The following is a 24,392-nucleotide window of genomic DNA, read 5'->3' as shown; positions in this document are numbered from 1 at the left end:
TGGAGGTACTTTTTATGGAAGAAGTATTAAAAATCGTAGAAGATGAAACGCTGACTTATCATCAGCAACTGCTGGCCTTGGCACGCCTTGCAGAAAGCTTTGATCATACGATCAAATTATCAGATGAACTTGTAAAAGCCAAAGAAGAAGGAATCATATGTGATTTGGGAGAAGGAAACCTTCCGTATCGCCCTCGTTATATCATTCCGGATTATCAGAAATTTATCAATGAAGGAAGCTCTTTTCTTCAGCTTGATCCGCCAAATGATTTATGGGAGGCTTGTAATAATTTACTGATCATGTATCGTCATGTTCCTTCCGTAACATCCTTTCCTGTATTTTTGGGAGAATTAGATACGCTTTTGGAACCGTTCACTTTGAAGCTTCCAAGAGAAGAAGCAAAGAAATGTCTGCGTCTTTTTCTTTTGAATATTGACCGCACATTGACAGATTCTTTTGTTCATGCCGATATCGGTCCGAAGGATAGCGTAACAGGCCGTCTGATTTTGGAATTAACTGAAGAAATGCAATTGGCAATTCCAAATCTGACCTTGAAATATGATCCTGACCTGACAAGTGATGATTTTGCGGAAAGATGTGCTGTATGCATGATGAAGACAGCCAAACCGTCTTTTGCCAACCATCGTATGTTTGTCAGCGAATGGGGAGAAGATTATGCGATTGCCAGCTGTTATAACGGACTTCGCATGGCTGGCGGAGGATATACGCTTGCACGCTTGCGTTTATATGAAATGAGCCTGAAGGCAGGCAGTGTTGATGAATTTTTAAATAAGACATTGCCTTATTACTGTGATCTGATGTGGAACATGATGAATGACCGTATCTGTTTCATCGTTGAAAAGAGTGCATTCTTTAAATCAAATTTCTTAGCTACCGAAGGCTTTGTAAAGCAGGAAAACTTTACAGGAATGTTCGGTATGGTCGGTCTTGCGGAATGTGTCAATCACCTTTTGGGCATTGATGATCCGAAGAAGGGCTTTGGCAATAATGATGAGGCAGATCAGTTAGGTGTCAAGATCGTGCAGAAGATCGAAGAATTTGTCAATTCAAGAGAAGCTAAATATTGTGAATCAACGAATAACCGTTATCGTTTGCATGCACAGGTCGGTCTGGACAGTGATGGACGTGAAAATTCTCCGGGCTGCCGTATCCCGATCGGCTGTGAACCGGAAATGTATAAGCAGATCGCACATTCGACCTTATTCCACAAATATTTCCCGACAGGTATCGGTGATATCTTTAAATATGAGGAAACATGGTTAAAGACGCCGATGGCACTGGTAGATATCATAAAGGGAGCTCTTGCGGCTGGTATGCGTTATTATTCCGGTTATCTGGCAAATAATGATGTTGTCAGAGTGACGGGTTATCTTGTGAAGAAGAGCGAGCTTGAAAAGCTGGATAAGAAAAAACAGTCATTGAATAATGTAAGTGTATTTGGCAAGGGTGCCAGAGATTATTCAAATGCACTGGATCGAAGGGTACATGAAAGCGCCCGTTAATAAGATCATCCCTTTTTCCAATGTTGATGGTCCGGGTAATCGGACGAGCATCTTCTTTCAGGGCTGTTCTTTTAAGTGCTGGTATTGTCACAATCCTGAAACGATCCATAGCTGCAATCATTGCGGGGATTGTGTCGCAGGCTGTCCTGTACACGCTTTAAGCATCCAGGAAGGTAAGGTAGTGTGGGACAAGCAAAAATGCGTCCAGTGTGATTTATGCATCCATACCTGCAAGAGGATGGCTTCGCCTAAGATCGAGGATCTGGAGGTCAGCGAATTGGTGGCAAGGATCGCACCGATGAAACCATTTATTCGCGGTATTACGGTAAGTGGCGGTGAATGCATGCTTCATGCGAAATATCTGGAAGAACTGTTCAGGGAAGTAAAGAAGATGGGATTGACCTGTCTGATCGATTCAAATGGTTCTATCGACTTTTCCCGACATTTATCATTGATGGAGCTCTGTGACGGTGTCATGTTGGATGTGAAAGCATATGATCCTGAATTTCATTTAGCGTTGTGTGATCATTCGAATGACCGTGTCTTACAGAATTTGCATTATCTTTTGGAAACAGATAAATTGCAAGAGGTCCGTACAGTGATCTTGCCGAGATATCCGAAGGAAAATTTAGATACAGTTACACATGTGGCCCGTATCATCCAGGATCGCTGTGATTATAAATTGCTTCGCTATCGTCCTTTTGGTGTTCGTGAAGATGCCCTTGAGAAAATGGGACATGATATAGCCAGTGAAGAGGAATGTGAGGCATTGAAGAAAAAGGCTGTTGAATTAGGTGCCATTCATACAATTATCGTTTAAAGATGGAATTTTTTCCATCTTTTTTATTATAAGGTATATACATCATAACTAAGAAAAACTTCTTAATCTTGATGATTCAGGATATAATTCAACTGTAAGTACAGGAGGAAATGCAGATGAACAAACAGATGTATATAAAATTAAATAATGGTGTTGAAATGCCAATGGCGGGTATTGGTACATTTCTTTTGAGTCCGGATGAAGCCGAAGCTTCAGTGGTGAGTGCTTTGGAAAATGGTTATCGTTTGATTGATACGGCCAATGCTTATGTTAATGAGAAAGCTGTTGGAAGAGGAATGAGGAAATCCGGTGTCGATCGGAAAGAAATCTTTTTGGAAACTAAGTTATGGCCATCGTTTTATGAACAGGAGGATGCTGTCGAAAAAACATTGGAACGTTTGAATACCGATTATATTGATTTGCTGTTGATTCATCAGCCGGCGGGCAATTATATCGCTAGTTATCGTTTAATGGAAAAAGCCTATAAAGAGGGTAAGGTAAGAGCTATCGGGTTATCTAACTTTACTAAGGAACAGATTCAGGAAATTTTAAATATTTGTGAGATCAAACCGTCTGTTTTACAAACAGAAATTCATCCTTATTCACAAGAGAAGGAGTTAAAAGATTTCTTATCTAAGGAAGATATTGCGATTCAGGCATGGTATCCGCTTGGGCATGGTGATAAGGCATTGCTTCAGGAAGAAGTATTTACAAGGCTTGCGAAAAAATATCATAAGAGCAATGCGCAAATCATTCTTCGCTGGCATTTGCAGGAGGGAAATATCGTGATTCCGGGTTCGAAGAATCCTGATCATATCCGTGATAATTTTGATCTGTTTGACTTTGCATTGGATGATGATGAAATGGCTGATATCGCAGCACTTAATAAGGATAAGCGTTATTATACGAGTACGCCTGAGCTTCTGAAGAGCTATGCGGAAATGGTGCCGCCGGTTGATGAACAAAAATAAAATTATTGTTAAAAGGGGTCTTTTTTAGAAGGCCTTTTTATTTTAGAAAGTGAAAGATTTGAAATTAAATGATTTATAAATCATTTGTTACTGAAAATGCAAGTAAACTAAAATATATCATTAAAATACATGTAAACGCTTTAATATTCATTGACAAAGACACTAAAAAAGGTTATTATTCAAATAGAAAGGAAACTTTTATAGGAGGATCAAATGAAAAAATTATTAAAAGTTGCTTTAGCTGCCATGATGTCTGTTGGTTTAGTCGCATGTACTGGCAACGGCGAAGGCGGTGACACAGATCAAATTTCTGTTGGTTTCGTAACTGATACAGGCGGAATCAATGACAAGTCTTTCAACCAAACGAGTTACAAGGGAATTCAGGATTTTTACGATGAAATGGGATATACTGAAGCTCCGAAGTATATCGAATCAAAAGCTGATGCTGATTATGTACCAAACTTATCAACATTTGCGGATGAAGAAGCAGATCTGATCGTAGCTGCCGGATATAAGTTCGATACAGCTATTCAGACGATGGCTGAAACTTATCCAAACCAGAAGATGTTGGTTATTGATGTTAACTGGCTGGATGCTGACAAATATACGAATGTCATGCAGGTAGGCTTTACAGAACATGAAGGATCATTCCTTGTAGGTGTTGTTGCGGCTTTAAAGGCTCAGGAATTAGGTGAAGACACTGTTGGTTATATCACCGGTGGTGACAGTGCATCAATGCTGAGATTCTATGCCGGATATCAGGCAGGTGTTTGGGCTGTTGATCCAAACATGAAGGTTTTATTCGATAATGCTAACTCTTTCGATAACATTGCTTTAGGTAAGACATTGGCTGAAAAGCAGTTTGCTGAATGTTCAGTTATCTTCCATGCTGCTGGTGGAGTTGGAAACGGTGTTATTGAGGCTGCCAAAGAGGCTACATTGGCCGGAAACCAGAAATGGGTCATCGGTGTTGACAGCGATCAGTACGAACAGGGATTCTATGATGATGATAAGACTCAGTCTGTCATTCTGACTTCTATGATGAAACGTGTTGATACAGCTGCTTATGATGCATGTAAAGCAGTAGCAGACGGTACATTCAAAGGTGGTATCTACACTTATTCATTAGCAAATAATGGTGTCGGATTACCTGATGAAAACCCTAACCTGTCAGAAGAAGTCCTGAATACGGTAGAAGAGTATAAGCAGAAGGTTCTTGATGGTGAGATTACTGTCAGCGATACTCCGGTTACAAACGCAGATAATCCTAATACCAGCTTTACAGGTGCAACTTCTCAGGAATAAGCATTGAATAGCGTATTATAAAAAAGGCGGCAGGATCAGAGATAAAAATGATCAAGCCGTCTTTTATTATCATTTCAAAATTAACGAATCGGACAGAAATAAAATAAAAGTTTCTTTATATACATATCATTAAATGATATAATAATAAAAAAGCAGGAGGAAAAAAAGAATGGCCTATGCAATAGAAATGCTGAATATTACTAAGGATTTTCCGGGTATTCGCGCAAATGATAATGTAACGCTGCGTGTTGAAGAAAACACCGTGCATGCATTGCTGGGTGAAAATGGTGCTGGAAAATCGACGATCATGTCAATTTTATTCGGTCTGTATCAGCCAACTTCGGGAACGATCAAAGTTAAGGGGAAAGAGGTTGTGATCAGCGATCCTAATGTTGCCAACCAGTTAGGTATAGGAATGGTTCATCAGCACTTTAAGCTGGTTGAATGTTTTACGGTAACGGAAAATATTATATTAGGAGCTGAACCGAAGGGAAAATTCGGAACGATCGACATGAAAAAGGCTGCGGCCCGTGTCAAAGAATTGAGTGAATTATATGGTTTAAATGTTGATCCATATGCGAAGATCCGTGATATTTCCGTAGGGATGCAGCAGCGTGTGGAAATTTTGAAGATGTTGTACCGCAATGCAGATATCCTCATCTTTGATGAACCGACGGCGGTTTTAACACCACAGGAAATTCATGAACTGATGCATATCATGCGTAATCTTGTCAAAGAGGGAAAAACAATTCTTTTGATTACACATAAGTTAAAGGAAATCAAAGAAGCAGCAGATAAATGTACGGTTTTAAGAAAAGGAAAATGTATCGGAACAATAGATGTCAAGACGACTTCTGAAGAAGAGATGGCCAGAATGATGGTTGGCCGTGATGTCAGCTTTGCCGTTGAAAAGGGTGAAGCACATCCAAAGGAAAAGGTTCTGGAGATCAAGGATCTTTGTGTGAAAAATGTGAAAGGCCTGATGGCTGTTAAGAATTTCAGCCTGGATGTGCGAGCAGGTGAAATCGTCGGACTTGCCGGTATTGACGGAAATGGCCAGACGGAGCTTGTTTATGCATTGACAGGTCTATGTAAGGCTGAGAGCGGTCAAGTTATTTTGAAAGGAAAAGATATATTAAAGCTTCCTATCAAGAAACGATTGGATTCGGGAATGGCACATGTACCGGAGGATCGTCATAAGCATGGATTGGTTTTGGATTTTACGTTAAAAGAAAATTTTGTCATACATTATTATGATCGTGAACCTTTTTCTAAGCATGGTATCCTGCAGAAAAATGAAATCGATCAATATGCGGATAAGCTGATCGAACAGTTTGATGTGCGCAGCGGTCAAGGTAAGGATACTATCGTGCGAAGCATGTCAGGTGGTAATCAGCAGAAAGCGATCATAGCTCGTGAAATTGATCGTTCCAGTGATTTGCTGCTGGTCGTTCAGCCGACGCGTGGTTTGGATGTCGGTGCCATTGAGTATATTCATAAACGAATCGTTGAAGAAAGAGATAAAGGGAAGGCGGTTCTGTTAGTATCATTTGAACTTGATGAAATCATGAATCTGTCGGATCGTATTGCTGTTATTCATGATGGAGAGCTGAGTGGCTTGGTATATCAGAAAGATGTAGATGAAAACGTATTGGGTCTGATGATGGCTGGTTCGTTGAAGAGAGTGGAGGCAGTAGTATGAAATCTAAACTGAAGGTTACAACAAAACGTAAAGACAGCGGTGAGAAAAAGCATAGTCATTTAACAATTTCATTGATTGCTGTTGCTGTGGGTCTTATATTTGCCTTTCTTCTTACTATCCTTACCGGAAGAAGTCCATTTGATTTGCTGACAGCACTTGTTCGTTCGATGACAGGCTTTAACTTACAGAATCTTGGTTCTTTCAATATCATGTATGTATTGAACTGGTTCTTAAATGCAGTGCCGATCATCATGACCGGTTTATCTGTGGCTTTTGCTTATCGTACAGGTTTGTTCAATATTGGTGGTGAAGGTCAGATCATTGCCGGAAGTACGGCAGCGGCAGCGGTCGCATTGTTGGTTAAATTGCCGCCGATCATTCATCCGATTGCCTGTATCCTGGCAGCGGCAGCAGCCGGTGCGCTTTGGGGATTCTTGCCGGGCTTTCTAAAGGCTTATCGTGGTATCAATGAGGTCGTTATCTGTATCATGATGAATTACTGTGGTATGTATGCCTGTGCATGGTTTACAAAAGTCTTTTTGCCGATCGATCCGAATACGAACGATCGTACGATTGCGATCATGGAAAGCGCTGAATTGAAACAGGTGTTTTCTAATTCGACTTCACAGTTTAACTGGGGCTTTATCGTTGCCCTTCTGGCTGTCGTCTTATTTTGGTTCGTGATTGAAAAGACGACCTTTGGATACAGCCTGCGTGCTACCGGTTTTAATAAGGAAGCGGCTCGCTTTGCAGGTATGAAAGTTGAGAGAAATATCACGATGTCGATGATGATTTCAGGTGCACTTACGGGAATTGCCGGAGCGCTGCTGATTCTTGGAATTTATCGTTATGGACGAATCTTTACATCTTTCGATAACTATGGCTTCGACGGTATTTCTGTGGCGCTGGTAGGTGGTTCTACGGGTATTGGAGTTCTTCTGGCCGGTATGCTGTTTGGTTTATTCAAGGCAGCGAGCGGAAATTTACAGCTATTCAATATTCCTAAGGAAATCAGTGAGCTGATACAAGCGATCATCATTTATCTGGTGGCTATTCAGTATGCAATTGTATTGCTTTTAGATAAAATTAGTGAAAGAAAGATAAAAAAGAAAGAGATTGAAGAAAAACCGGAAGGAGGTAACGTATAATGGAATTGCTTTATCAAATGTTTCCTTTGGCACTTATGAGTGCGGTTCCTCTGATTCTTGGTGCATTAGGTGGTTTGTATTCGGAGAGATGCGGTATTGTCAATATTGCTGTTGATGGTACGATGCAGATCGGTGCCTTTGTGGCTTGCTGTACGATCATATTCTGTGAACGAGGCGGTGTTCCAAATACGATCACACCTTGGCTGGCTCTTCTTGTCGCAATTATTTCAGGTATGTTGTTTATTGCGATCCATGGTGTTGCTTCGATTCATTTCCGTGCGGATCAGACAATTTCGGGTACAGCCTTGAATGTATTGGCCGGCGGATTGACGATTTATTTCTGTCAGATACTTTTTGATGGTAAGAAGCAATCTGATTATTATGCGATGACTTCTTCGTTTACGCGAATTAATGTTCCAATCTTAAAGGATATTCCGGTCATTGGTCCGATGTTCTTTCAGAACGCTTATATCACAACTTATATTGCGTTCTTCTTGGTCGTGCTGACCTGGTATCTGGTTTATAAGACACCATTCGGCTTACGTTTAAGATCATGTGGTGAATATCCGCAAGCCAGTGCATCAATGGGTGTTAATGTTGTAAAGACACGTTGGAAGGGCTTATTGATTTCAGGAGCGTTAAGTGGTCTTGCAGGAGCTGTTTTGATCATGACGACATCTTCCTATTATTATGTAGGAACGGTTCATGGTTTAGGATTCGTGGCAATTGCGACATTGATCTTTGGTCAATGGAATCCTTGGGGCTGCTTGTTTGCGGGAATCTTCTTTGGTTTTGCACAGACCCTGGGTTATTTCTCATCAAGCATACCGATGCTTATGGGCTTGCCTGTCGAGTTCTATTCGATCTTCCCATATGTCATAACGATCATTGCGTTGATATTGTTTAGTGGTCGCTCCATGGCACCTAAGGCCAGCGGCGAAATATATGACGCAGGAAAAAGATAAACGACTAAAAACGACTAAAATCAGGGTAAAACCTGATTTTTTTTCATGTATGGAATGAAAATTGCATTTATTATTGATTATATTTATACAATACGTTTGAAAGAGACGTTTGGGTGGTGTTTTTTTTAAGGCTTGGAAAAGAATTTTGGGAAGATATGGATGAAGTGAATATCTAAGGTATAATGGATATAGAAGTCTTGTGTGGATATGGCATGTCTGAGGATTGAATTGCATATAGTGGAAGAGAAAAGGAGATAAATTATGAATGGTTTAATCAAATTGATTGAAGACAAATTTGTACCTATTGCTGCGAGGATTGGTTCACAGAAACATTTAAGCGCAATCAGGGATGCGTTTGCCTCATTGATGCCATTGATCATGGCTGGGGCCATCGCTGTTTTATTGAATAATGTATTTTTTGTTCCTTGGGGGTTATTGGCTAATTTTATAGGTGCTGAAAGTGGCTTTATCGTATGGGCCAATGCAAATATCGCACCGATTTTTTCAGCAATTGATGCAGGCTCTTTAAGCATCATGGCATTAGGCTTATGTTTTTCATTAGGGTATAAGCGTGCTGAATATGAAGGGAAAGATGCTTTATCTACGGCATTAGTGACTGTGGGTTGTTTTATCGTTTGTGGAGCATTGGTGCGGAATAATGAACTGGTTGCCAGCTATGTTACTCATTATCTGGGGGCACAAGGTTTATTTATAGGATTGATCATTGGCCTGACAGCTCCTGAGATCTATATGTGGGCCGTTGATAAGGGATGGGTCATTCATCTTCCGGAATCGGTACCGCCGGCTGTCAGCAAGGCATTTGCAGGCATACTTCCGGGATTATTAACTTTCTTGATATGGGGACTTGTTTATTATATGTTTACACGGCTTACGGGTTTAAATGTCTTTGCGTGGTTTGAGGTGAATATTCAAACGGCTTTAATGAAATTAAGTCAGAGCATTTGGTCGATCCTGCTGATCTCTACGCTGATTCCATTACTTTGGTTCTTTGGCCTTCATGGAGCGAATCTTTTAGAGGCAGTGATGGCTCCGGTATATGGAACATTAGGTTTGATGAACATTCAGAATTTTGCGGAAGGAATTACCAAGGTCGGAATGGGTGCCAATGAACTATCTCCATGGGTACGTGGCTCATGGGATGCATATGTCTTTCTTGGCGGATCAGGTGCGACTTTGGCATTGGTAGCGGCGATTTTACTTGTATCAAAAGCGGCAGAGGATCGCGAGGTCGCTAAATATGGTATTGGCTGCGGTATTTTCCAAATCAATGAACCGGTACTCTTTGGGCTTCCGGTCGTATTGAACCCGATTTATCTGATTCCATTTGTGATCTCCCAGCCAATCATGACTCTGATTGGTTATTATGCGACCGTTTGGGGATTTGCGGGACCTATCGTGAATACGGTTCCTTGGACAACGCCACCGGTATTTGGAGCTTTGTTAGCTACAAACGGTTCGATCGGTGCTGCACTAACGGCCCTGATCTGTCTGGTAGTTGCATTTATTATCTATCTGCCATTTGTAATGGCAGCAAATAGGGCAGCGAAGAAATAAATATAAGCGGACCTATGTAAATAGGTCTGTTCTTTTAGAAAGGAAAAAGATGATCTTCATACAAATGCCGTTAAAAAGAGAAGATGTGATCGGTTTATTAAATGGTGCTACCCATGACGGTTTTACCTTTCATTATCTGAAACAGGAAAAAATGAAGTTGTATTTTGAGGTAGATGGTGATCAGCGCGAGGCTGCGAAAACGGTAGAGAAAGTCATAAAGACTTGCAAGTGGGGGAGTGCTCTCTATTATCAAGTAAGTTATGAAGAATGAGATTCATTACCCGGGAAATATTTACAATTTAAAAGTATGCAGTTAGGAATGGAGGACACAGATGAAAGCAAGTGTAGAAATGAATCTTTCTCAGCATGATTTTTTTGAATATCTGACACAGTCGCTGATGATCGATATCTTTAAGAATTCGGATGAATTTAAAAATAAAAATGAAATAAAAAAAGGGTTGTGTTACAGAAAGATTTTTAGGAGGTCGGGAAAAGATTTGGAGGGTCATGTAGAACTCATAGAATTTATAAAACCTGAATGTTGTTTAAGTAAGATACAACTGAATTCCAATATCAGTCATGTTGGTTATAAAATAGAGAAAATTGATGAAGATCATATTCATGTGACTTATACTGAAACCTTTGATTCAACGAAGAAGTTTCATGTCTGGAATTATAAGGTGATGAGCTTTATTCTTTATTATTTTAATTTAAAGAAAATGAAAAGGATGCTGATGGCCATGGAATATCATATTCTCAATAAGGAAGAAAGCATATGAAAAAATTAGGAATATCTTTATATCCGGAAATATCAGATAACCTTCAAAAGGATAAAGAGTATCTTGATCTGGCGGCGAAATATGGCTTTACACGGCTCTTTGTATGCTTATTGAGCACATCTGTGCGTACACGGGCTGAAGTTTTATCTATATTTAAGGACTTAAATGCTTATGCGAAGGAAAAAGGCTTTGAAATTATCTTTGATGTATCACCGAAGAAATTTAAGGAGTTGCACATCACTTATCAGGATCTTTCCTTTTTTAAAGAGATATATGCGGATGGTATCCGAATGGATGAAAGTTTTGGGGGAAAAGAAGAGGCTGAAATGACCTACAATCCTTTAGGTTTAAAAATCGAGCTGAATGCTTCTGTATTCGATAATCTGATCGATCGTGTCTTATGCTTTCATCCGAATCAGGAAAAGCTCATGACCTGTCATAACTTTTATCCGTTAAGATATAGTGGGTTAGGCATCAAGTCTTTTAAAGAAGCGACAAGCAAAATGAGGGCTTATCAGCTTAGAACAGCGGCCTTTGTAACTTCTCAGAATCCGGGTAGCTTTGGTCCTTGCTTCAACGAGGGATTATGCACGCTTGAAATACATCGTGATCTGCCTTTGGAATTGCAGATCAGACATTTAAAAGCAATGGACATGGTCGATGATATCGTGATTGGTAATGCATATGCTTCAGAGGATGAATTGAGATGTGCCAAAAAGGCGTTTGATGCTTTGCTGACATTTAATATAAAAGCAAGAGATAATACTTCTTCGGAAGAAGAGATCCTCTATGATTTTAAACATATCGCAAGAGGTGATATCAGTGATTATATGATTCGTTCTACGATGCCTCGGTTACGTTATCATGATCAGTCGATACCGCCTCATGATACTGAGAAATGGGTGCATCGCGGAGATGTCATCATTATGAACGATCAGCTCGGCCGCTATAAAGCTGAGGTCCATCTTGCTTTACAGACCATGGAAAATGATGGACGGATGAATGTGGTCGGATCGATTGTGCCACAAGAGTTGATCCTTTTGGATGAAGTACGTCCATGGAGCCGTTTTATACTTAGAAAAGAGGAAAAATAAATGCGTAAAATATTACTGGTATGTTCTGCCGGTATGTCTACCAGCATGCTGGTGGATAAAATGATGAAAGCCGCAGAAAAAGAAAATTATGAGATCCGGGTAGAAGCACATTCCATTTCTGAAGCCAGAATGCTTGGCAGCTCATGGGATGTGATCCTATTAGGTCCGCAAGTAAAATTTCAACTCAAGGAAATGAAAAATGCCTTTCCTGATAAACCCGTAGAAGCCATTGAAATGAGAAGTTACGGACGGATGGATGGAGAAGCGATCGTGAAGCAGGCGCGCCTTCTTCTTAAAGATTAATATGGAAGGAATAGAACTTGTGAGCTTTACGATCATTGCTTGTGCAGGTACTGCGCGTTCTTTGTATATAGAAGCGATCCGGCAGGCGAAAGTACAAGCGTTTATCGAGGCAGATTTACTTATGGATGAAGGCGAGAAAATGTTTATCGAAGGTCATGCGGCTCATGCCAAGCTCATTCAAGAGGAGGCTGACGGACATAAAAGTGAATATGCTTTGTTGCTTGTTCATGCAGAGGATCAGCTGATGAGTGCGGAGGCCTTTGGTATTTTGGCGCGTGAATTTATTGATATCTATAAAAGGCTCGTGTAAAAGGGATGTATCTCATCTCTTTTTCTTTTTATTAAGATATGGTAAAATATTACCGGCAAGGAGCTGATCACATGTCACATACAAAGAATGCTTTAGGGAATGCCCTAAAAAAACTGACACATGAAAAACCCTTTGATAGAATTTCTGTTTCTGATATCACATCAAAATGCAATTTAAATCGGCAAACTTTTTATTATCATTTTCAAGATAAATATGAATGTTTGGAGTGGACCTATCTTCATGATTGTTTAGAACCGTTAGCGCATGGCATTGGTGTGGATAACTGGGAAAAAAGAATTGAAAAGATGCTGATGATCATGTCTAATGATAAAGAATTTTATATGCGTACGATTCATGCTACCCCTAAGTCATTCATTGATCCTTGTTTTACGATATTTAAAAATCTTTTTCTTCATGCGATCCATGTCATTGATGAAAATGGCTGTGTGAACGATCAGGAAGAAGAATTTATCAGTGAATTTTTAGCGCAGGGATGCGTAGGATGTATCATTTCGTGGGTGGATAAGGGCATGAAGATGACGCCGGTCGATCTTTCTTCAAAGTTAAAGAAGATAGAAGCCGATATGGAACAGCTCAATAAGCAAAAAAGAAAAATGAGAATGCAAAAGTAAAGTTTGAGATGGAAGATTTCAAACTTTTTTTATAAAAATATTAAAAAATATATCATATTTATGTCAAAAATGATATAATATGGCTGTACCGGTATAAAGAAGAATCATATATTTGAAATAGATGGATATGAAAGAAGGGTGTTTTATGCAAGTGCACGTTTATATTGCCATCGATTTGAAATCATTTTATGCTTCTGTGGAATGTGTTGAAGGTCTGGATCCGCTTAATGTCAATCTTGTCGTAGCTGATGAATTGCGTACTGAAAAAACAATCTGTCTGGCGGTTTCACCACCCTTGAAGGCTTATGGGATCTCAAGCCGTTCACGTTTATTTGAAGTGGTGCAGCAGGTCAAAGAAATCAATGAGAAAAGAAAATGGTTATTACCGCAGCATGTGTTTTCCGGTGAGTCGGTGAAGGATGATGAATTAAAAAAAGATCCTTCTTTAAAACTTTCATATATTACAGCGATGCCGCGTATGGCTTTGTATATCAAGTATAGTACAAAAATTTATGAAATTTATTTGAAATATGTGGCAGCTGAAGATATACATGTCTATTCGATCGATGAAGTTTTTATTGATGCAACTGCATACTTGAAAATGTATGGAATGAGCGGAAGGGAGCTGACGGCCATGATCATTCAGGATATCTACAAAGAAACAGGGATTCCTGCGGCCGGGGGAGTTGGCAGTAATCTGTATTTATGTAAAGTGGCAATGGATATCGTTGCCAAGCATATTGAGCCTGATGAGAATGGGGTGCGTATTGCAGTATTAGATGAACTGAGTTATCGTCGTTTGCTGTGGAATCATCGGCCATTGACTGATTTTTGGCGTGTTGGCAGAGGTTATGCCAAGAAATTAGAAGCAAATGGATTGTTTACCATGGGAGATGTTGCACGATGCTCTCTTACGAATGAAGATTTTTTATATCGTCTTTTTGGTATCAATGCGGAGCTTTTGATCGATCATGCATGGGGTCGAGAACCTTGTACGATGGAGAATATCAAAAATTATAGGCCAAGCTCTAACAGCTTAGGAACGGGGCAGGTATTGTCTTGTCCTTACTCTTTTGATAAGGGGCGGATCATCATTACAGAGATGTGTGATTCATTGGTCTTGCAATTAGTGGATAAAGGGTTAAAAACGGATCAGATATGTTTGAATATCGGCTATGATATTGAAAATCTGAAAAGGGACAGTACCTACAAAGGTGAGGTCAAGCGAGATCATTATGGGCGTCTTGTTCCCAAGCCTGCTCATGGAAGCGTACGGATGAAGGAGTTTTGCGCATCGACAAAGCTGATACGTGACGCTGTTTTAAAACTTTATGATAAGATTGCTGATAAAAAATTAAAAATAAGACGTATTAATATTTCATTCAATCATCTGCGCACGGATCAGGATATTTCAAATCAAAAAGATATGGAACAGTTAAATCTTTTTATTGATTATGATACGCTTGAAAAAGAAAAGAAAGCACAGCAGATACAGCTGGAACGTGAAAAGAGGATCCAGCAGACGATGCTTGCCATTAAGAAAAAGTATGGAAAAAATGCTGTTTTAACATTGACCAGCCTTGAAGAAGGATCGACTGCGATAGAGCGTAATCAGCAGATTGGCGGACATAAGGCTTAGGAGGTTTTATGAATCTTAATTTATATAAACAATGTTATGAGGATATTATTTATTTTGATTATCAAGGATCGCAAAAGCATGCTCATATGTCTTTATCTGATCGTGCTGCTCAGTTTTCTCCTTTTGCTGCTTTGAACGGACATGAGGCAGCGATACTGGAAACAGCCAGGTTAACTGAAGAGAAAATACTGCTGGCAGAAGAAAGGAAAGCCTGTATCAATGAAAAGCTTTGCTTTTTGAAGAAAGATATTCAGGCGAAACCATTCGTGAATCTTACTTATTTCCAAAAAGATGAAAGAAAAGAAGGGGGAGCATATATCAATAAAACAGGAAAAATCATTAAAATGAATGAACAAACACTGATTTTTGACGATCAAACTAAGATATTTTTTTATGACATTATTGACATAGAGATTTTATAGGCTTTTAATTAAAGCGGAGAAATTTAAAATGGCAGTATTACAGGGCCTGTTAAGCTGAGGCTGATATCCGAGCGTTTGATACTTATATCAAAGTTTGCGTAAAAAATCAAAATGTTAATTTGACGAGATTTATGTCGATGTACTCCTTGTTTGATTTATCACCATATGATCAAATGGTAGGAATCGATAAAAAGCAACAAAATCTGATACCAATCCATCAGCCTGTATAATATATTTAGATAAGTATCAAAAGAAGTTGTTCAATTGTTAACATATCTTGTAAATGCTTCATTATGATGATGTGTAAAAATCTGTGAATCATTTTATATAATATGTAAGTTTAATGAGTGAAAAAGAGGTTTTTTGATTAAAAGTGCGTTATAGAATTTCATTGTACTTTAAAATGAAATTTATTATAATATTTTTATGAAAATATGTATTTGTGATGATGATAGCAGTCAGTGTGAAAGCTTAAAAACAATGATTTTGGCTCATGATAAGAACCATGAAGTGACTTGTTTTCATAGTGCGGAAGAGATGCTGTTTGAGTGTGAAAACCAGTTTCTTTTTGATTGTATCTTCTTGGATATCCAAATGAAGAAAATGAATGGGATCGATTGTGCCAAAAAAATTCGAAGTATTGATGATAAAGTCATAATCATATTTTTATCTGCGATTCGTGAATATGTTTTTGAGGGTTATGAAGTAAATGCCATGCGTTATTTACTAAAACCATTAGATCAAAGGAAATGTCATGAATTATTAGATTTGGTCGAAGCTTCTATTCAAAAAGAAAAGACATACCTATATGTCAACAAAATGAAAATATGTTGTGATGATATTTTGTATATAGAGTCTTATGGACATTATTGCAGCATTCATGCTTTTAAAGTAATAGAGGTCAAGAAATCTTTAAGTGAATTGTACGCCGGGCTTCCTGATACATTCATCCAGACACACCGCTCTTATATTGTGAATCTGGATCATGTTGAAGCAGTGATCAAAGATCAGTGTCTTTTAGATGATCAAACGATGATTCCTATTAGCCGAAAATCTTTGAAAAAGGTCAATGAAGCTTTCATGGAACATATCAGGGGAGGCCTTTTATGATCGGACTTTTGATCTTGATCGGCTATTCATTGTTTTCACAGCGAAAGACACAGCATTTTAAAACGATATTCCTGCTTTCGGCTGCAGCGCTCATAGGTGGTTTGCTTGCTTATATCTATTTTAGGAAAGCTGTAGCGGTGATCGTGTGCATATATCTCCTGATACAGTTATGTTATTTTTCTTATTGTCAGAGAAGTGCATTGTTGCCACTCGTGATGCAGGCTGTGGTTATGCTGCTGATGAGTATTTGGGGTTATATGACGCATAGCCTTGAGTTTACATGCCTGCTTTTATCGCTTTATTTCATTTCGTTAAGAATGTATGATACATCTTTGCATAGTACATTTGAAAGCTACAGTAACAGCTATCAAAATAAACTGTTGAAAAATCAGGTGGAAGAGGTTCAGAATATCTATATGACAATGAGGGGCTGGCGCCACGATTATCATAATCATTTACAGTCGTTAAAAGCAAAGCTGAGTCAAAATCAGATTGAAGAGTCGATCCGCTATCTCAATGATCTTGAAAAAGATCTTGATGACATCAAGCTGATCGTGGAAAGTGGGAATGTTGAAGTAGATGCTATTTTAAATTCAAAGCTTTCACTGGCAATGGCACAGGATATAGAGGTTTCTGTTAAGGTATCCATTCCTGAAAATTTAACGATTACGAGTATTGATTGCTGTGTTTTGTTAGGAAATCTGATTGATAATGCTATCGAAGCCTGTGAGAAGGTAAGTGATAAAAAATATATTCGTTTATATATAGGTTTGTATAAGAAGCAGCTTTATATCAGTATTACGAATGCGACCAATGAAGTTGTCAGAAAGTTTGATGAGGAATATATTACGACCAAAAGAGGTAATCATGGCCATGGTTTAAAAAGGATCAATAAGGTAGTTGAAAAATATAACGGTTATATCAATCGAAAAAATGAACCAGGGGTCTTTGTAACGGAAATCATGCTGCCAATGAACCAAACATGTACGAAATGATACCATTCGTGCATTTTTTTATATCATGGACGGATTTATATTTATAATAGCGGCAGGGGTGGTAAAATGAAGAAATATTCAATATGGGATAATTATAAATATCTTTATAAATATTTGTGGAAGTATAGTCCGCGATTCGTTGTTGAAAATATTTTAGAAGTCATCACGAATGCGATTCAACCTTTTTTAGGAGTCCTTTTTCCTTCGATGATCATAGGTCTGCTGGAAGGTGGAAGCAATATTCAGCGTTTGGTTTGGATCTGCCTTTTATCATTTTCGCTTGCAGGAATCTTAAATGGTTTGGCAACTTATTTTAAGAACAGAAACTGGTTTTATTATATTTTTGTTCGGTGTGAATTATTTTGGCCTTTATTGATAAATAAATCGATGGACATGGATTATGTTTTATATGAAAGTGAAGCTGTGCAGAATGATATGAATAAAGCGATGAGTGCAATTAATAATAATTCATTTGGTATCGAAGGCTTTTTTCATCAAAATGTTCTTTTGCTTACCAGTATCTCAGGCTTAATCTTATACAGTCTTGTTATCTCTCATGTACATCCTCTGATCGTCGTATTTCTTCTGACATTATCTTTGATTCAGTATCTTTTCTATGTCATAGCTAAAAGATATGAAAATGCACATCAGGATGAACAAGCTAAACGAGCACGTTATCAGCGCTACTTTTTTGATCAGAGCAGCGAGGTAAAAAATGGGAAGGACATTCGTTTATATCAGCTTTCTCATTGGCTGACCTCTATTTTTGAACGTTATAATCGTGAGTATCAGCATCAGCAGGCAAAGATACAAAGCTTATATTATTTATATGATTTTATAGGCTTGATCTTACAGCTGATAAGAGATGGCGTTTGTTACGGCTATCTGATTTATTTGCTGGTTCAGGGAATGAATATCAGTGAATTTGTTTTGTATCTGGGCATAGTCAGTGGCTTTGGCAGCTGGTTTAGTCAGATTAGTGAAAGTGCTGCGGTTATTTCACGGTGCCTCATGCAAATTAATTATTATCGTGAATATATAGATTTAAAAAATATTTATTTACATAACAGCGGTAAAATTTTCGATAAAAAGGATGGTCAGACCTTTGAAATTGAGTTTGATGATGTATGCTTTTCATATCCGAACAGCGACCGGATGATCCTGGATCATGTATCTTTTAAGATCGATGCTGCTGAGAAGATTGCTTTAGTAGGGGTAAACGGTGCCGGGAAGACAACCTTGGTCAAGATGTTGTGCGGTTTCTATAAACCGACTTCCGGACGTATTTTGATTAATGGTATCGATATGAATGAATTGGATATCGATCAGTATTTTGATCAGGTGGCAGTATTATTCCAGGATTCGATTTTGTTATCTTATACGATTGCACAGAATGTTACGGGACAAATGGATGAACAGATTGATCATGACCGATTGATAAATGTTCTTAAGAAAAGCGGTTTATATGAGAAAGTGTTTTCTTTGCCTAAGAAGGAGAATACATATATAGGCAAGGATGTAGAAAAACAAGGGATCCAGTTATCCGGGGGCCAGATTCAGAAGTTATTCTTAGCACGTGCTCTTTATAAAAATACCCGGCTTTTGATCTTGGATGAACCGACAGCGGCGTTGGATGCGATTGCGGAGAGTGAGATGTATGATCAGTATGCTTCTTTGGTTAAGAATAAAACATCGTTGTTTATCTCACATCGTTTGTCATCGACTCGTTTTTGTGATCGTATCTTTTTCTTGGAAAATGGTAAGATCGCAGAGTGTGGTACACATGATGAACTGATGGCGAAAAATGGTTTATATGCCAATATGTTTCATGTGCAGAGCCAGTATTATAAGGAGGTGAATGAAGATGAAGCTTAAGGATACGTGGATATATACAAAGAAATTCTATCAAATGGTTCAAAGAGATCATCCAAGGATTTTGATTTATGTGATCATAGGTGGTATTTTAAAGGGATTTATTCCATATATCTCATTATATTATTCTAGCAGGATCTTGGATTTCTTATTAAGGTCGGATATAGAAGCAGCGAAGACGCAGATCATGATTCTTCTTCTTGCAACTTTTTTGTTAAGCTGTATAGAAAAAGCCTGTTATCAGGGAATGGTCGTCATTGCGGATGCGAGTGATTACACTGTTTGGAAACAGACAGCTCATAAAGCATATATCATGGAATATGAAGAATTTGAAAAAACAGAAACGATGGATAAGATCCGAAGAGCTAAAAACGGGTCAAATGGAAGCGGTGGTATTGCTTCACAAATTGATTCTTCTTATACCCTGGTAGAAAACTTCAGCTCGATTATTTGTTCACTGATCTTTACTATACAGCTTTTGATTCAAAGCAGTTATTCTTCAAACTTTCTTTTTTATACATTACTTTTATTCATTGCTTTTATTCTGTTTATGGCAATAGAGAACATCATGCAAAATCGGCTGGCAAAAATTGAAGTGACGATGCAGCATGATAATGAACATATGAACTCTTTATCAAATTATATCATTTCAAGTGCTTTGAATGTTCAAAATGGGAAAGATATTCGTTTATATCGCATGAAAGAACTGATCAATCATTGGTATTTTGTTTTTAATAAGAAGATCAATCGAGTATTTAAAAAATATGCGAATACTGCCGGGAAGTATTATGGGATCATTGCATTTTTCATGCAGTTATTTACCGCATTTGTTTATATCTATGTAGGTTTGAGCGTATTAGAAGGGAATATCAGCATTGGTGATGTTTTGCTTTATACAGGAAGCATTACTCGTATGAGCACGACTTTTAATGAGGCTATCAGCGGTTATAATCAATTGGCTTATCGGTTTGAATATCTCGGTAATTTTGAAGAATTTATTAATTCGAAGAATATGCATTATGACGGTACATTGCCGATTGAAAAAAGAGATGACTATCAGTATGAATTTGAATTTAAGAATGTTTCTTTTAAATATCCCGATACTGAAGATTATGTATTAAAGAATATTAATTTAAAATTGAAAGTAAATCAGCGTTTAGCGATCGTTGGTCAGAATGGTGCCGGGAAGACTACGTTAATTAAGCTGTTATGTCGTTTGTATGAACCAAGTGCCGGTGAGATCTTATTGAATGGTATCAATATTGAAAAATATGATTATAAGGAATATACTGATATCTTCTCGGTCGTATTTCAGGATTTTAAATTATTTCCTCTGCCATTGGATGAAAATATAGCCGGAAGCAGTGATGTAGATGAAAATAAATGCCTTGAGGTACTTGAAAGGGTATCTATGAAGGAAAAGGTATTGTCGTGGCCAAACAGACAGCATACGCGTCTTTATAAGGATCTGGGAGATGGTGTGAATATTAGTGGTGGAGAAGCTCAAAAGATTGCGATTGCTCGTGCTTTATATAAGGATGCACCTTTTGTGATCATGGATGAACCGACAGCAGCTCTTGATCCATTGGCAGAAGCTGAAATTTATGAGAGTTTAAATCAATTGGTGGATAATAAAACAGCAATCTTTATTTCTCATCGTATGAGCTCATGTAAATTTTGTGATGAAATCATCGTATTTGAAAATGGTGAGATCATTCAAAAGGGAACCCATGAATCATTGTTGGAAGAAGATGGTTTATATCAGCAGCTATGGAATGCCCAGGCTCAGTATTATATATAAAGTCCAATAATTTGAAATGATCTTATAGCCAAAATCATATGCAACTTATCTGCTGCATACTTGCCTGCCTACTCACTGTGCGGTTCTATTGATATCCTATCTCCTTCTTTTGTTTCTTAAGATTTTGACTATTGCATACAACCAAGAGAGGGTATCTTATGTCAATTCTTCGTGAATAAAAATACTATTATATAAGTTTAAATAAAGAAGAAGGTCAATTTTACATAGGCCTTCTTCTTTATGAAAGGATGTTTTCATAGCTTTTATATAAAAAAGGTTCATTAAGCTTTATTTTAAGAGCTTTTATGAACCTTGCTGTGTTTCTATGGCAGGGGTAGCAAGAATTGAACTCGCATCAGCGGTTTTGGAGACCGTTATACTACCATTGTACTATACCCCTAACTGCCATATAATATTACCATAATCATAGACTTTACGCAAGTATAAAATAAAAAGAGAATCGCTTGGATTCTCTATAAATGAGTATTTCTCCGATATGTCTGTGGAAGCATCGTAATCAACAAAGGGAATATTTCCAGTCTTCCTAAAAGCATGCATAGGGAAAGAACAATTTTTGAAAGATCTGAGAATGCAGAAAAGTTTCCTAAAGGGCCTGCAATACCTAATCCCGGTCCGACATTGCCAAGACAGGTAGCTACTGCAGAGAAAGTACTTTCAAAATCAAAACCATCCAATGATACTAAAATAAGACCAAGAAAGAAAATTGATATGTATGCCATGAAGAACACGAATATCTGACTGATAACCTCATCACTTACAACCTTTCCTTCAAAGGTAACAACGCTAATGCTTCTGTCATGAATCGTCTTTTTAATCGTGTTTTTAAACTTTCTAAACATGATGATCCAACGACTTACCTTTACACCGCCTCCTGTTGAACCCGCACAGGCACCGATGAACATCAGTACTAAAAGCATCGTCTTAGAAAACTGTGGCCATAAATTAAAATCACAGCTGGAGAATCCGGTCGTCGTAATAATACTGGACACCTGAAAGGAAGAATGCCTTAAAGCGGTTAGGATATTACCGTAGAAAGGCCACAAATTCAATGCGATCAAAAGAATAAAGGTCAGGGTAATACCTGTATATGCTTTTACTTCTTCACTGGATAGAAGAGCTTTTTTATCCCATATGAGAATATAGAAATAAAAATTGAAATTCACTCCGAATAAAAACATAAAGATAGATATAATAACCTCATAGACAACATTGTTATATTGACCGATACTTTGATTTAAGATTGCAAAACCTCCTGTTCCTGCTGTACCAAATGCATTGCACATTGCATCAAACAAAGGCATGCCGGCTATACACAAAAGGGCAATCAATAGAACCGTCAAAAAAGTATAGATAATGTACAAAAGGGAAGCGCTCTGACGAATCTTTGGCACGAGCTTACCCACCATAGGGCCGGGTGATTCTGCACGCATGATATGCATGTTGTGATCATTTCCTTGCATTTTTACGATTGAGAGGATAAAAACTAGCACTCCCATACCGCCGATCCAGTGAGAGAAGCAGCGCCAGAAGGTAGCACAGCGGGCAATAGCCTCTACATCAACGATTACGCTTGAACCCGTTGTAGTAAAACCACTAACGATTTCAAAGAAAGCATCGATATAAGTCGGTGTGGCATTCGTCAAGACAAGCGGAATGGCACCCACCAGGGACATAAGCACCCATGCCAGTGATACGATGACCAGACCGTCTTTCGCATAGATCGTTTTATTTTTAATCGGAACCCTTGATGATATTAAATATAAAACAAAACAGAAAATTGAAGTGTAGGCAAAATATACCGTACATGCTTCCTGATAGATCAAACCAACGACAAAGGGAAAAAGCAGAAGAGCTGCTTCCACCCCCATCACGATACCTAAAATACGTATGACCATTCTTTTATTCATATATCTTATCCCTCAAGAATATCATTCAGATCATTTAAGCCTGAACGAGTGGTTACTAAAATAATATTATCCTTAGGAAGGATGACTTCATTACCATCCGGAAAGAGAACGTGGCGATTTCTAACGATACAGGCAATAAGTACCTGTGATTTGATTTTTAGATCTTTCAAAGGAACATTCGGCATCTTGAATGTATTCGCAACTCTGAATTCCAAAGCTTCTACTTCATCATTGATGATCTTCGTTAACGTTTCCACATTGCTTCCCATAGAATTGTGCATAGCGCGTACATAACGGGTAATCTGATTTGCAACGACTTTTTTCGGAGAAACGATAGAATCAAGTCCGACTTCACTTAAAAGCTCACCGAAATCAATACGATTTACCTTTGCAATCGTTTTTTTCACATTTGCACGATTAGCATATAATGCCAGAAGAATGTTTTCTTCATCCATACCGGTCAGTGTGATGAAAGCATCTGTATCATTCAGACCTTCTTCTAACAGAATATCCGGTTCTGTAGCATCAGCATTGATGATCGTTGCTTTTGGAAGCTTATAAGCCAGCTCTTTGGCTTTTTCTTCATCCATCTCAAGAATCGTAACATTATAATTCATCTCCAGCAGCATCTTGCTTAAATAATATGTAATTCTGCTTCCGCCGATGATCATAACATTTTTAATTTTTGGACGTGGCACACCAATGGCTTTAAAGAATAATAAGATTTCAGTTGGCTTCGCTGTGATAGATACCTTGTCACCTTCATGGAATATAAAATTTCCATCAGGTATGATGGCTTGACCATCTCGCAAAACACCACATACTAAAACTTTTACACCGCTGACTTTTTCTAAATCTTTTAAAGCTGTACCGATGAGGATCGAATCTGCCTTCACCTTAAATTCCACAAGATCAACAAGACCCTTTGCGAAAGAATCATTTTTTATTGCGCTTGGGAAACGTAAAGAACGGGCAATTTCCAATGCAGTCTGAAATTCCGGATTAACCGACATGGATAATCCCAAGTCACTTTGTATGTAATGAATATCATTTGCATATTCAGGATTACGTACACGTGCAATCGTATGTTTGACACCCAGCTTTTTAGCTAACAGACAACAAAGCAGGTTTACTTCATCTGAGCTTGTAACAGCAATCAGTAAATCTGCTTCTTTTACTCCTGCTTCGATCAAGACATCCCTTGAAGCGGCATTTCCCTGAATGCACAGACAATCCATCGTATTGGTGGTATGACTGACCACTCTTTCATTTTTATCAATAATAACGACATCGTGACCTTCTTTAGATAACTGAAGAGAAACGGTTTGTCCAACCTTTCCATCTCCACACACTACTATTTTCATAACTACCTCACTTATATATTCTAGTTAAATCAGAACCATTATAGCACTTTAAAATAACTTGTAAATACGATAAGTGACAGATTTGACATTTTTGTCAGAAAGGAGGTGTGTTATAATAAAAAAACCAAAGGAGA

The 24,392-nt window shown here is 38.2% G+C and carries 22 protein-coding genes and 1 tRNA gene; 20 read left to right on the top strand and 3 right to left on the bottom strand.

The features are described from left to right. Positions 1-14 precede the first annotated feature (14 nt). The 20 genes from ACZYT3_RS04780 to ACZYT3_RS04685 all read left to right on the top strand — a co-directional run bounded on the left by ACZYT3_RS04780 (position 15) and on the right by ACZYT3_RS04685 (position 20,966). A complete protein-coding gene (locus ACZYT3_RS04780; RefSeq protein ID WP_294562113.1) occupies positions 15-1,523 on the top strand; it encodes a YjjI family glycine radical enzyme in 1,509 nt (502 codons plus the stop codon). After that, a complete protein-coding gene (locus tag ACZYT3_RS04775) occupies positions 1,507-2,343 on the top strand; it encodes a YjjW family glycine radical enzyme activase (protein ID WP_294562114.1) in 837 nt (278 codons plus the stop codon). The genes ACZYT3_RS04780 and ACZYT3_RS04775 overlap by 17 nt, the downstream gene beginning before the upstream one ends. Before the next feature lie 116 nt (positions 2,344-2,459). Continuing rightward, on the top strand, positions 2,460-3,314 hold the full coding sequence (locus tag ACZYT3_RS04770) for an aldo/keto reductase (RefSeq protein ID WP_464087866.1): 855 nt from the start codon (positions 2,460-2,462) through the stop codon (positions 3,312-3,314). A 213-nt stretch (positions 3,315-3,527) separates the two neighbouring features. Then, a complete protein-coding gene (locus tag ACZYT3_RS04765) occupies positions 3,528-4,619 on the top strand; it encodes a BMP family lipoprotein (protein ID WP_464087865.1) in 1,092 nt (363 codons plus the stop codon). A gap of 169 nt (positions 4,620-4,788) precedes the next feature. Beyond that, on the top strand, positions 4,789-6,321 hold the full coding sequence (locus ACZYT3_RS04760) for an ABC transporter ATP-binding protein (RefSeq protein WP_294561003.1): 1,533 nt from the start codon (positions 4,789-4,791) through the stop codon (positions 6,319-6,321). Beyond that, positions 6,318-7,469 (top strand): ABC transporter permease, encoded by a 1,152-nt coding sequence (locus tag ACZYT3_RS04755; RefSeq protein WP_464087864.1) that lies wholly within the window; start codon positions 6,318-6,320, stop codon positions 7,467-7,469. Before ACZYT3_RS04760 ends, ACZYT3_RS04755 begins: the two co-directional genes overlap by 4 nt. Further along, the gene (locus ACZYT3_RS04750) at positions 7,469-8,434 is read left to right on the top strand and encodes an ABC transporter permease (protein WP_294561005.1); all 966 of its coding nucleotides are present in this window, start codon (positions 7,469-7,471) and stop codon (positions 8,432-8,434) included. The genes ACZYT3_RS04755 and ACZYT3_RS04750 overlap by 1 nt, the downstream gene beginning before the upstream one ends. Positions 8,435-8,695: 261 nt before the next feature. Further along, positions 8,696-10,009 (top strand): PTS sugar transporter subunit IIC, encoded by a 1,314-nt coding sequence (locus ACZYT3_RS04745; protein ID WP_294561006.1) that lies wholly within the window; start codon positions 8,696-8,698, stop codon positions 10,007-10,009. 49 nt (positions 10,010-10,058) lie between these two features. Beyond that, entirely contained in the window at positions 10,059-10,280 is a 222-nt protein-coding gene (locus ACZYT3_RS04740; RefSeq protein ID WP_464087863.1) for a hypothetical protein, read from the top strand. Positions 10,281-10,341: 61 nt separating this feature from the next. Further along, complete coding sequence (locus ACZYT3_RS04735) at positions 10,342-10,788, top strand: DUF3284 domain-containing protein (RefSeq protein WP_464087862.1); 447 nt, start codon at positions 10,342-10,344, stop codon at positions 10,786-10,788. Further along, a complete protein-coding gene (locus ACZYT3_RS04730; protein ID WP_464087861.1) occupies positions 10,785-11,882 on the top strand; it encodes a DUF871 domain-containing protein in 1,098 nt (365 codons plus the stop codon). The genes ACZYT3_RS04735 and ACZYT3_RS04730 overlap by 4 nt, the downstream gene beginning before the upstream one ends. Continuing rightward, the gene (locus tag ACZYT3_RS04725; RefSeq protein WP_294561010.1) at positions 11,883-12,185 is read left to right on the top strand and encodes a PTS sugar transporter subunit IIB; all 303 of its coding nucleotides are present in this window, start codon (positions 11,883-11,885) and stop codon (positions 12,183-12,185) included. A 1-nt stretch (position 12,186) separates the two neighbouring features. Beyond that, a complete protein-coding gene (locus ACZYT3_RS04720; RefSeq protein WP_464087860.1) occupies positions 12,187-12,495 on the top strand; it encodes a PTS lactose/cellobiose transporter subunit IIA in 309 nt (102 codons plus the stop codon). Positions 12,496-12,566: 71 nt separating this feature from the next. Beyond that, on the top strand, positions 12,567-13,127 hold the full coding sequence (locus tag ACZYT3_RS04715; protein ID WP_294561012.1) for a TetR/AcrR family transcriptional regulator C-terminal domain-containing protein: 561 nt from the start codon (positions 12,567-12,569) through the stop codon (positions 13,125-13,127). A gap of 145 nt (positions 13,128-13,272) precedes the next feature. Continuing rightward, complete coding sequence (locus ACZYT3_RS04710) at positions 13,273-14,766, top strand: Y-family DNA polymerase (RefSeq protein WP_464087859.1); 1,494 nt, start codon at positions 13,273-13,275, stop codon at positions 14,764-14,766. 8 nt (positions 14,767-14,774) lie between these two features. Next, positions 14,775-15,188, top strand: coding sequence for a hypothetical protein (locus ACZYT3_RS04705; protein WP_464087858.1), 414 nt, complete (start codon positions 14,775-14,777; stop codon positions 15,186-15,188). 426 nt (positions 15,189-15,614) lie between these two features. Next, complete coding sequence (locus ACZYT3_RS04700) at positions 15,615-16,298, top strand: LytR/AlgR family response regulator transcription factor (protein WP_464087857.1); 684 nt, start codon at positions 15,615-15,617, stop codon at positions 16,296-16,298. After that, on the top strand, positions 16,295-17,293 hold the full coding sequence (locus ACZYT3_RS04695; protein WP_464087856.1) for a sensor histidine kinase: 999 nt from the start codon (positions 16,295-16,297) through the stop codon (positions 17,291-17,293). Before ACZYT3_RS04700 ends, ACZYT3_RS04695 begins: the two co-directional genes overlap by 4 nt. A 66-nt stretch (positions 17,294-17,359) precedes the next feature. Next, positions 17,360-19,168, top strand: a complete 1,809-nt coding sequence (locus ACZYT3_RS04690) for an ABC transporter ATP-binding protein (protein ID WP_464087855.1) — start codon at positions 17,360-17,362, stop codon at positions 19,166-19,168. After that, positions 19,158-20,966 (top strand): ABC transporter ATP-binding protein, encoded by a 1,809-nt coding sequence (locus ACZYT3_RS04685; RefSeq protein ID WP_464087854.1) that lies wholly within the window; start codon positions 19,158-19,160, stop codon positions 20,964-20,966. The genes ACZYT3_RS04690 and ACZYT3_RS04685 overlap by 11 nt, the downstream gene beginning before the upstream one ends. A gap of 326 nt (positions 20,967-21,292) precedes the next feature. Here the strand turns inward: ACZYT3_RS04685 and ACZYT3_RS04680 are convergent. The 3 genes from ACZYT3_RS04680 to trkA form a co-directional block, all read right to left on the bottom strand. Beyond that, a tRNA-Trp gene (locus ACZYT3_RS04680) sits at positions 21,293-21,366 on the bottom strand. A 73-nt stretch (positions 21,367-21,439) separates the two neighbouring features. Next, the gene (locus ACZYT3_RS04675) at positions 21,440-22,894 is read right to left on the bottom strand and encodes a TrkH family potassium uptake protein (RefSeq protein ID WP_294561019.1); all 1,455 of its coding nucleotides are present in this window, start codon (positions 22,892-22,894) and stop codon (positions 21,440-21,442) included. Between the two features lie 5 nt (positions 22,895-22,899). Beyond that, the gene (gene trkA, locus ACZYT3_RS04670) at positions 22,900-24,258 is read right to left on the bottom strand and encodes a Trk system potassium transporter TrkA (protein ID WP_464087853.1); all 1,359 of its coding nucleotides are present in this window, start codon (positions 24,256-24,258) and stop codon (positions 22,900-22,902) included. Positions 24,259-24,392: the final 134 nt, after the last annotated feature.

The sequence above is a fragment of the Traorella sp. mt218 genome (assembly GCF_055420025.1).
This window is presented reverse-complemented; position numbering and strand designations above follow the sequence as displayed.

Excerpts from the sequence above, each read along its gene's own strand:
- ACZYT3_RS04780 (WP_294562113.1), top strand. The coding sequence starts at position 15 with ATGGAAGAAGTATTAAAAATCGTAGAAGATGAAACGCTGACTTATCAT.
- ACZYT3_RS04775 (WP_294562114.1), top strand. The coding sequence starts at position 1,507 with ATGAAAGCGCCCGTTAATAAGATCATCCCTTTTTCCAATGTTGATGGT.
- ACZYT3_RS04770 (WP_464087866.1), top strand. The coding sequence starts at position 2,460 with ATGAACAAACAGATGTATATAAAATTAAATAATGGTGTTGAAATGCCA.
- ACZYT3_RS04765 (WP_464087865.1), top strand. The coding sequence starts at position 3,528 with ATGAAAAAATTATTAAAAGTTGCTTTAGCTGCCATGATGTCTGTTGGT.
- ACZYT3_RS04760 (WP_294561003.1), top strand. The coding sequence starts at position 4,789 with ATGGCCTATGCAATAGAAATGCTGAATATTACTAAGGATTTTCCGGGT.
- ACZYT3_RS04755 (WP_464087864.1), top strand. The coding sequence starts at position 6,318 with ATGAAATCTAAACTGAAGGTTACAACAAAACGTAAAGACAGCGGTGAG.
- ACZYT3_RS04750 (WP_294561005.1), top strand. The coding sequence starts at position 7,469 with ATGGAATTGCTTTATCAAATGTTTCCTTTGGCACTTATGAGTGCGGTT.
- ACZYT3_RS04745 (WP_294561006.1), top strand. The coding sequence starts at position 8,696 with ATGAATGGTTTAATCAAATTGATTGAAGACAAATTTGTACCTATTGCT.
- ACZYT3_RS04740 (WP_464087863.1), top strand. The coding sequence starts at position 10,059 with ATGATCTTCATACAAATGCCGTTAAAAAGAGAAGATGTGATCGGTTTA.
- ACZYT3_RS04735 (WP_464087862.1), top strand. The coding sequence starts at position 10,342 with ATGAAAGCAAGTGTAGAAATGAATCTTTCTCAGCATGATTTTTTTGAA.
- ACZYT3_RS04730 (WP_464087861.1), top strand. The coding sequence starts at position 10,785 with ATGAAAAAATTAGGAATATCTTTATATCCGGAAATATCAGATAACCTT.
- ACZYT3_RS04725 (WP_294561010.1), top strand. The coding sequence starts at position 11,883 with ATGCGTAAAATATTACTGGTATGTTCTGCCGGTATGTCTACCAGCATG.
- ACZYT3_RS04720 (WP_464087860.1), top strand. The coding sequence starts at position 12,187 with ATGGAAGGAATAGAACTTGTGAGCTTTACGATCATTGCTTGTGCAGGT.
- ACZYT3_RS04715 (WP_294561012.1), top strand. The coding sequence starts at position 12,567 with ATGTCACATACAAAGAATGCTTTAGGGAATGCCCTAAAAAAACTGACA.
- ACZYT3_RS04710 (WP_464087859.1), top strand. The coding sequence starts at position 13,273 with ATGCAAGTGCACGTTTATATTGCCATCGATTTGAAATCATTTTATGCT.
- ACZYT3_RS04705 (WP_464087858.1), top strand. The coding sequence starts at position 14,775 with ATGAATCTTAATTTATATAAACAATGTTATGAGGATATTATTTATTTT.
- ACZYT3_RS04700 (WP_464087857.1), top strand. The coding sequence starts at position 15,615 with ATGAAAATATGTATTTGTGATGATGATAGCAGTCAGTGTGAAAGCTTA.
- ACZYT3_RS04695 (WP_464087856.1), top strand. The coding sequence starts at position 16,295 with ATGATCGGACTTTTGATCTTGATCGGCTATTCATTGTTTTCACAGCGA.
- ACZYT3_RS04690 (WP_464087855.1), top strand. The coding sequence starts at position 17,360 with ATGAAGAAATATTCAATATGGGATAATTATAAATATCTTTATAAATAT.
- ACZYT3_RS04685 (WP_464087854.1), top strand. The coding sequence starts at position 19,158 with ATGAAGCTTAAGGATACGTGGATATATACAAAGAAATTCTATCAAATG.
- ACZYT3_RS04675 (WP_294561019.1), bottom strand. The coding sequence starts at position 22,894 with ATGAATAAAAGAATGGTCATACGTATTTTAGGTATCGTGATGGGGGTG.
- trkA (WP_464087853.1), bottom strand. The coding sequence starts at position 24,258 with ATGAAAATAGTAGTGTGTGGAGATGGAAAGGTTGGACAAACCGTTTCT.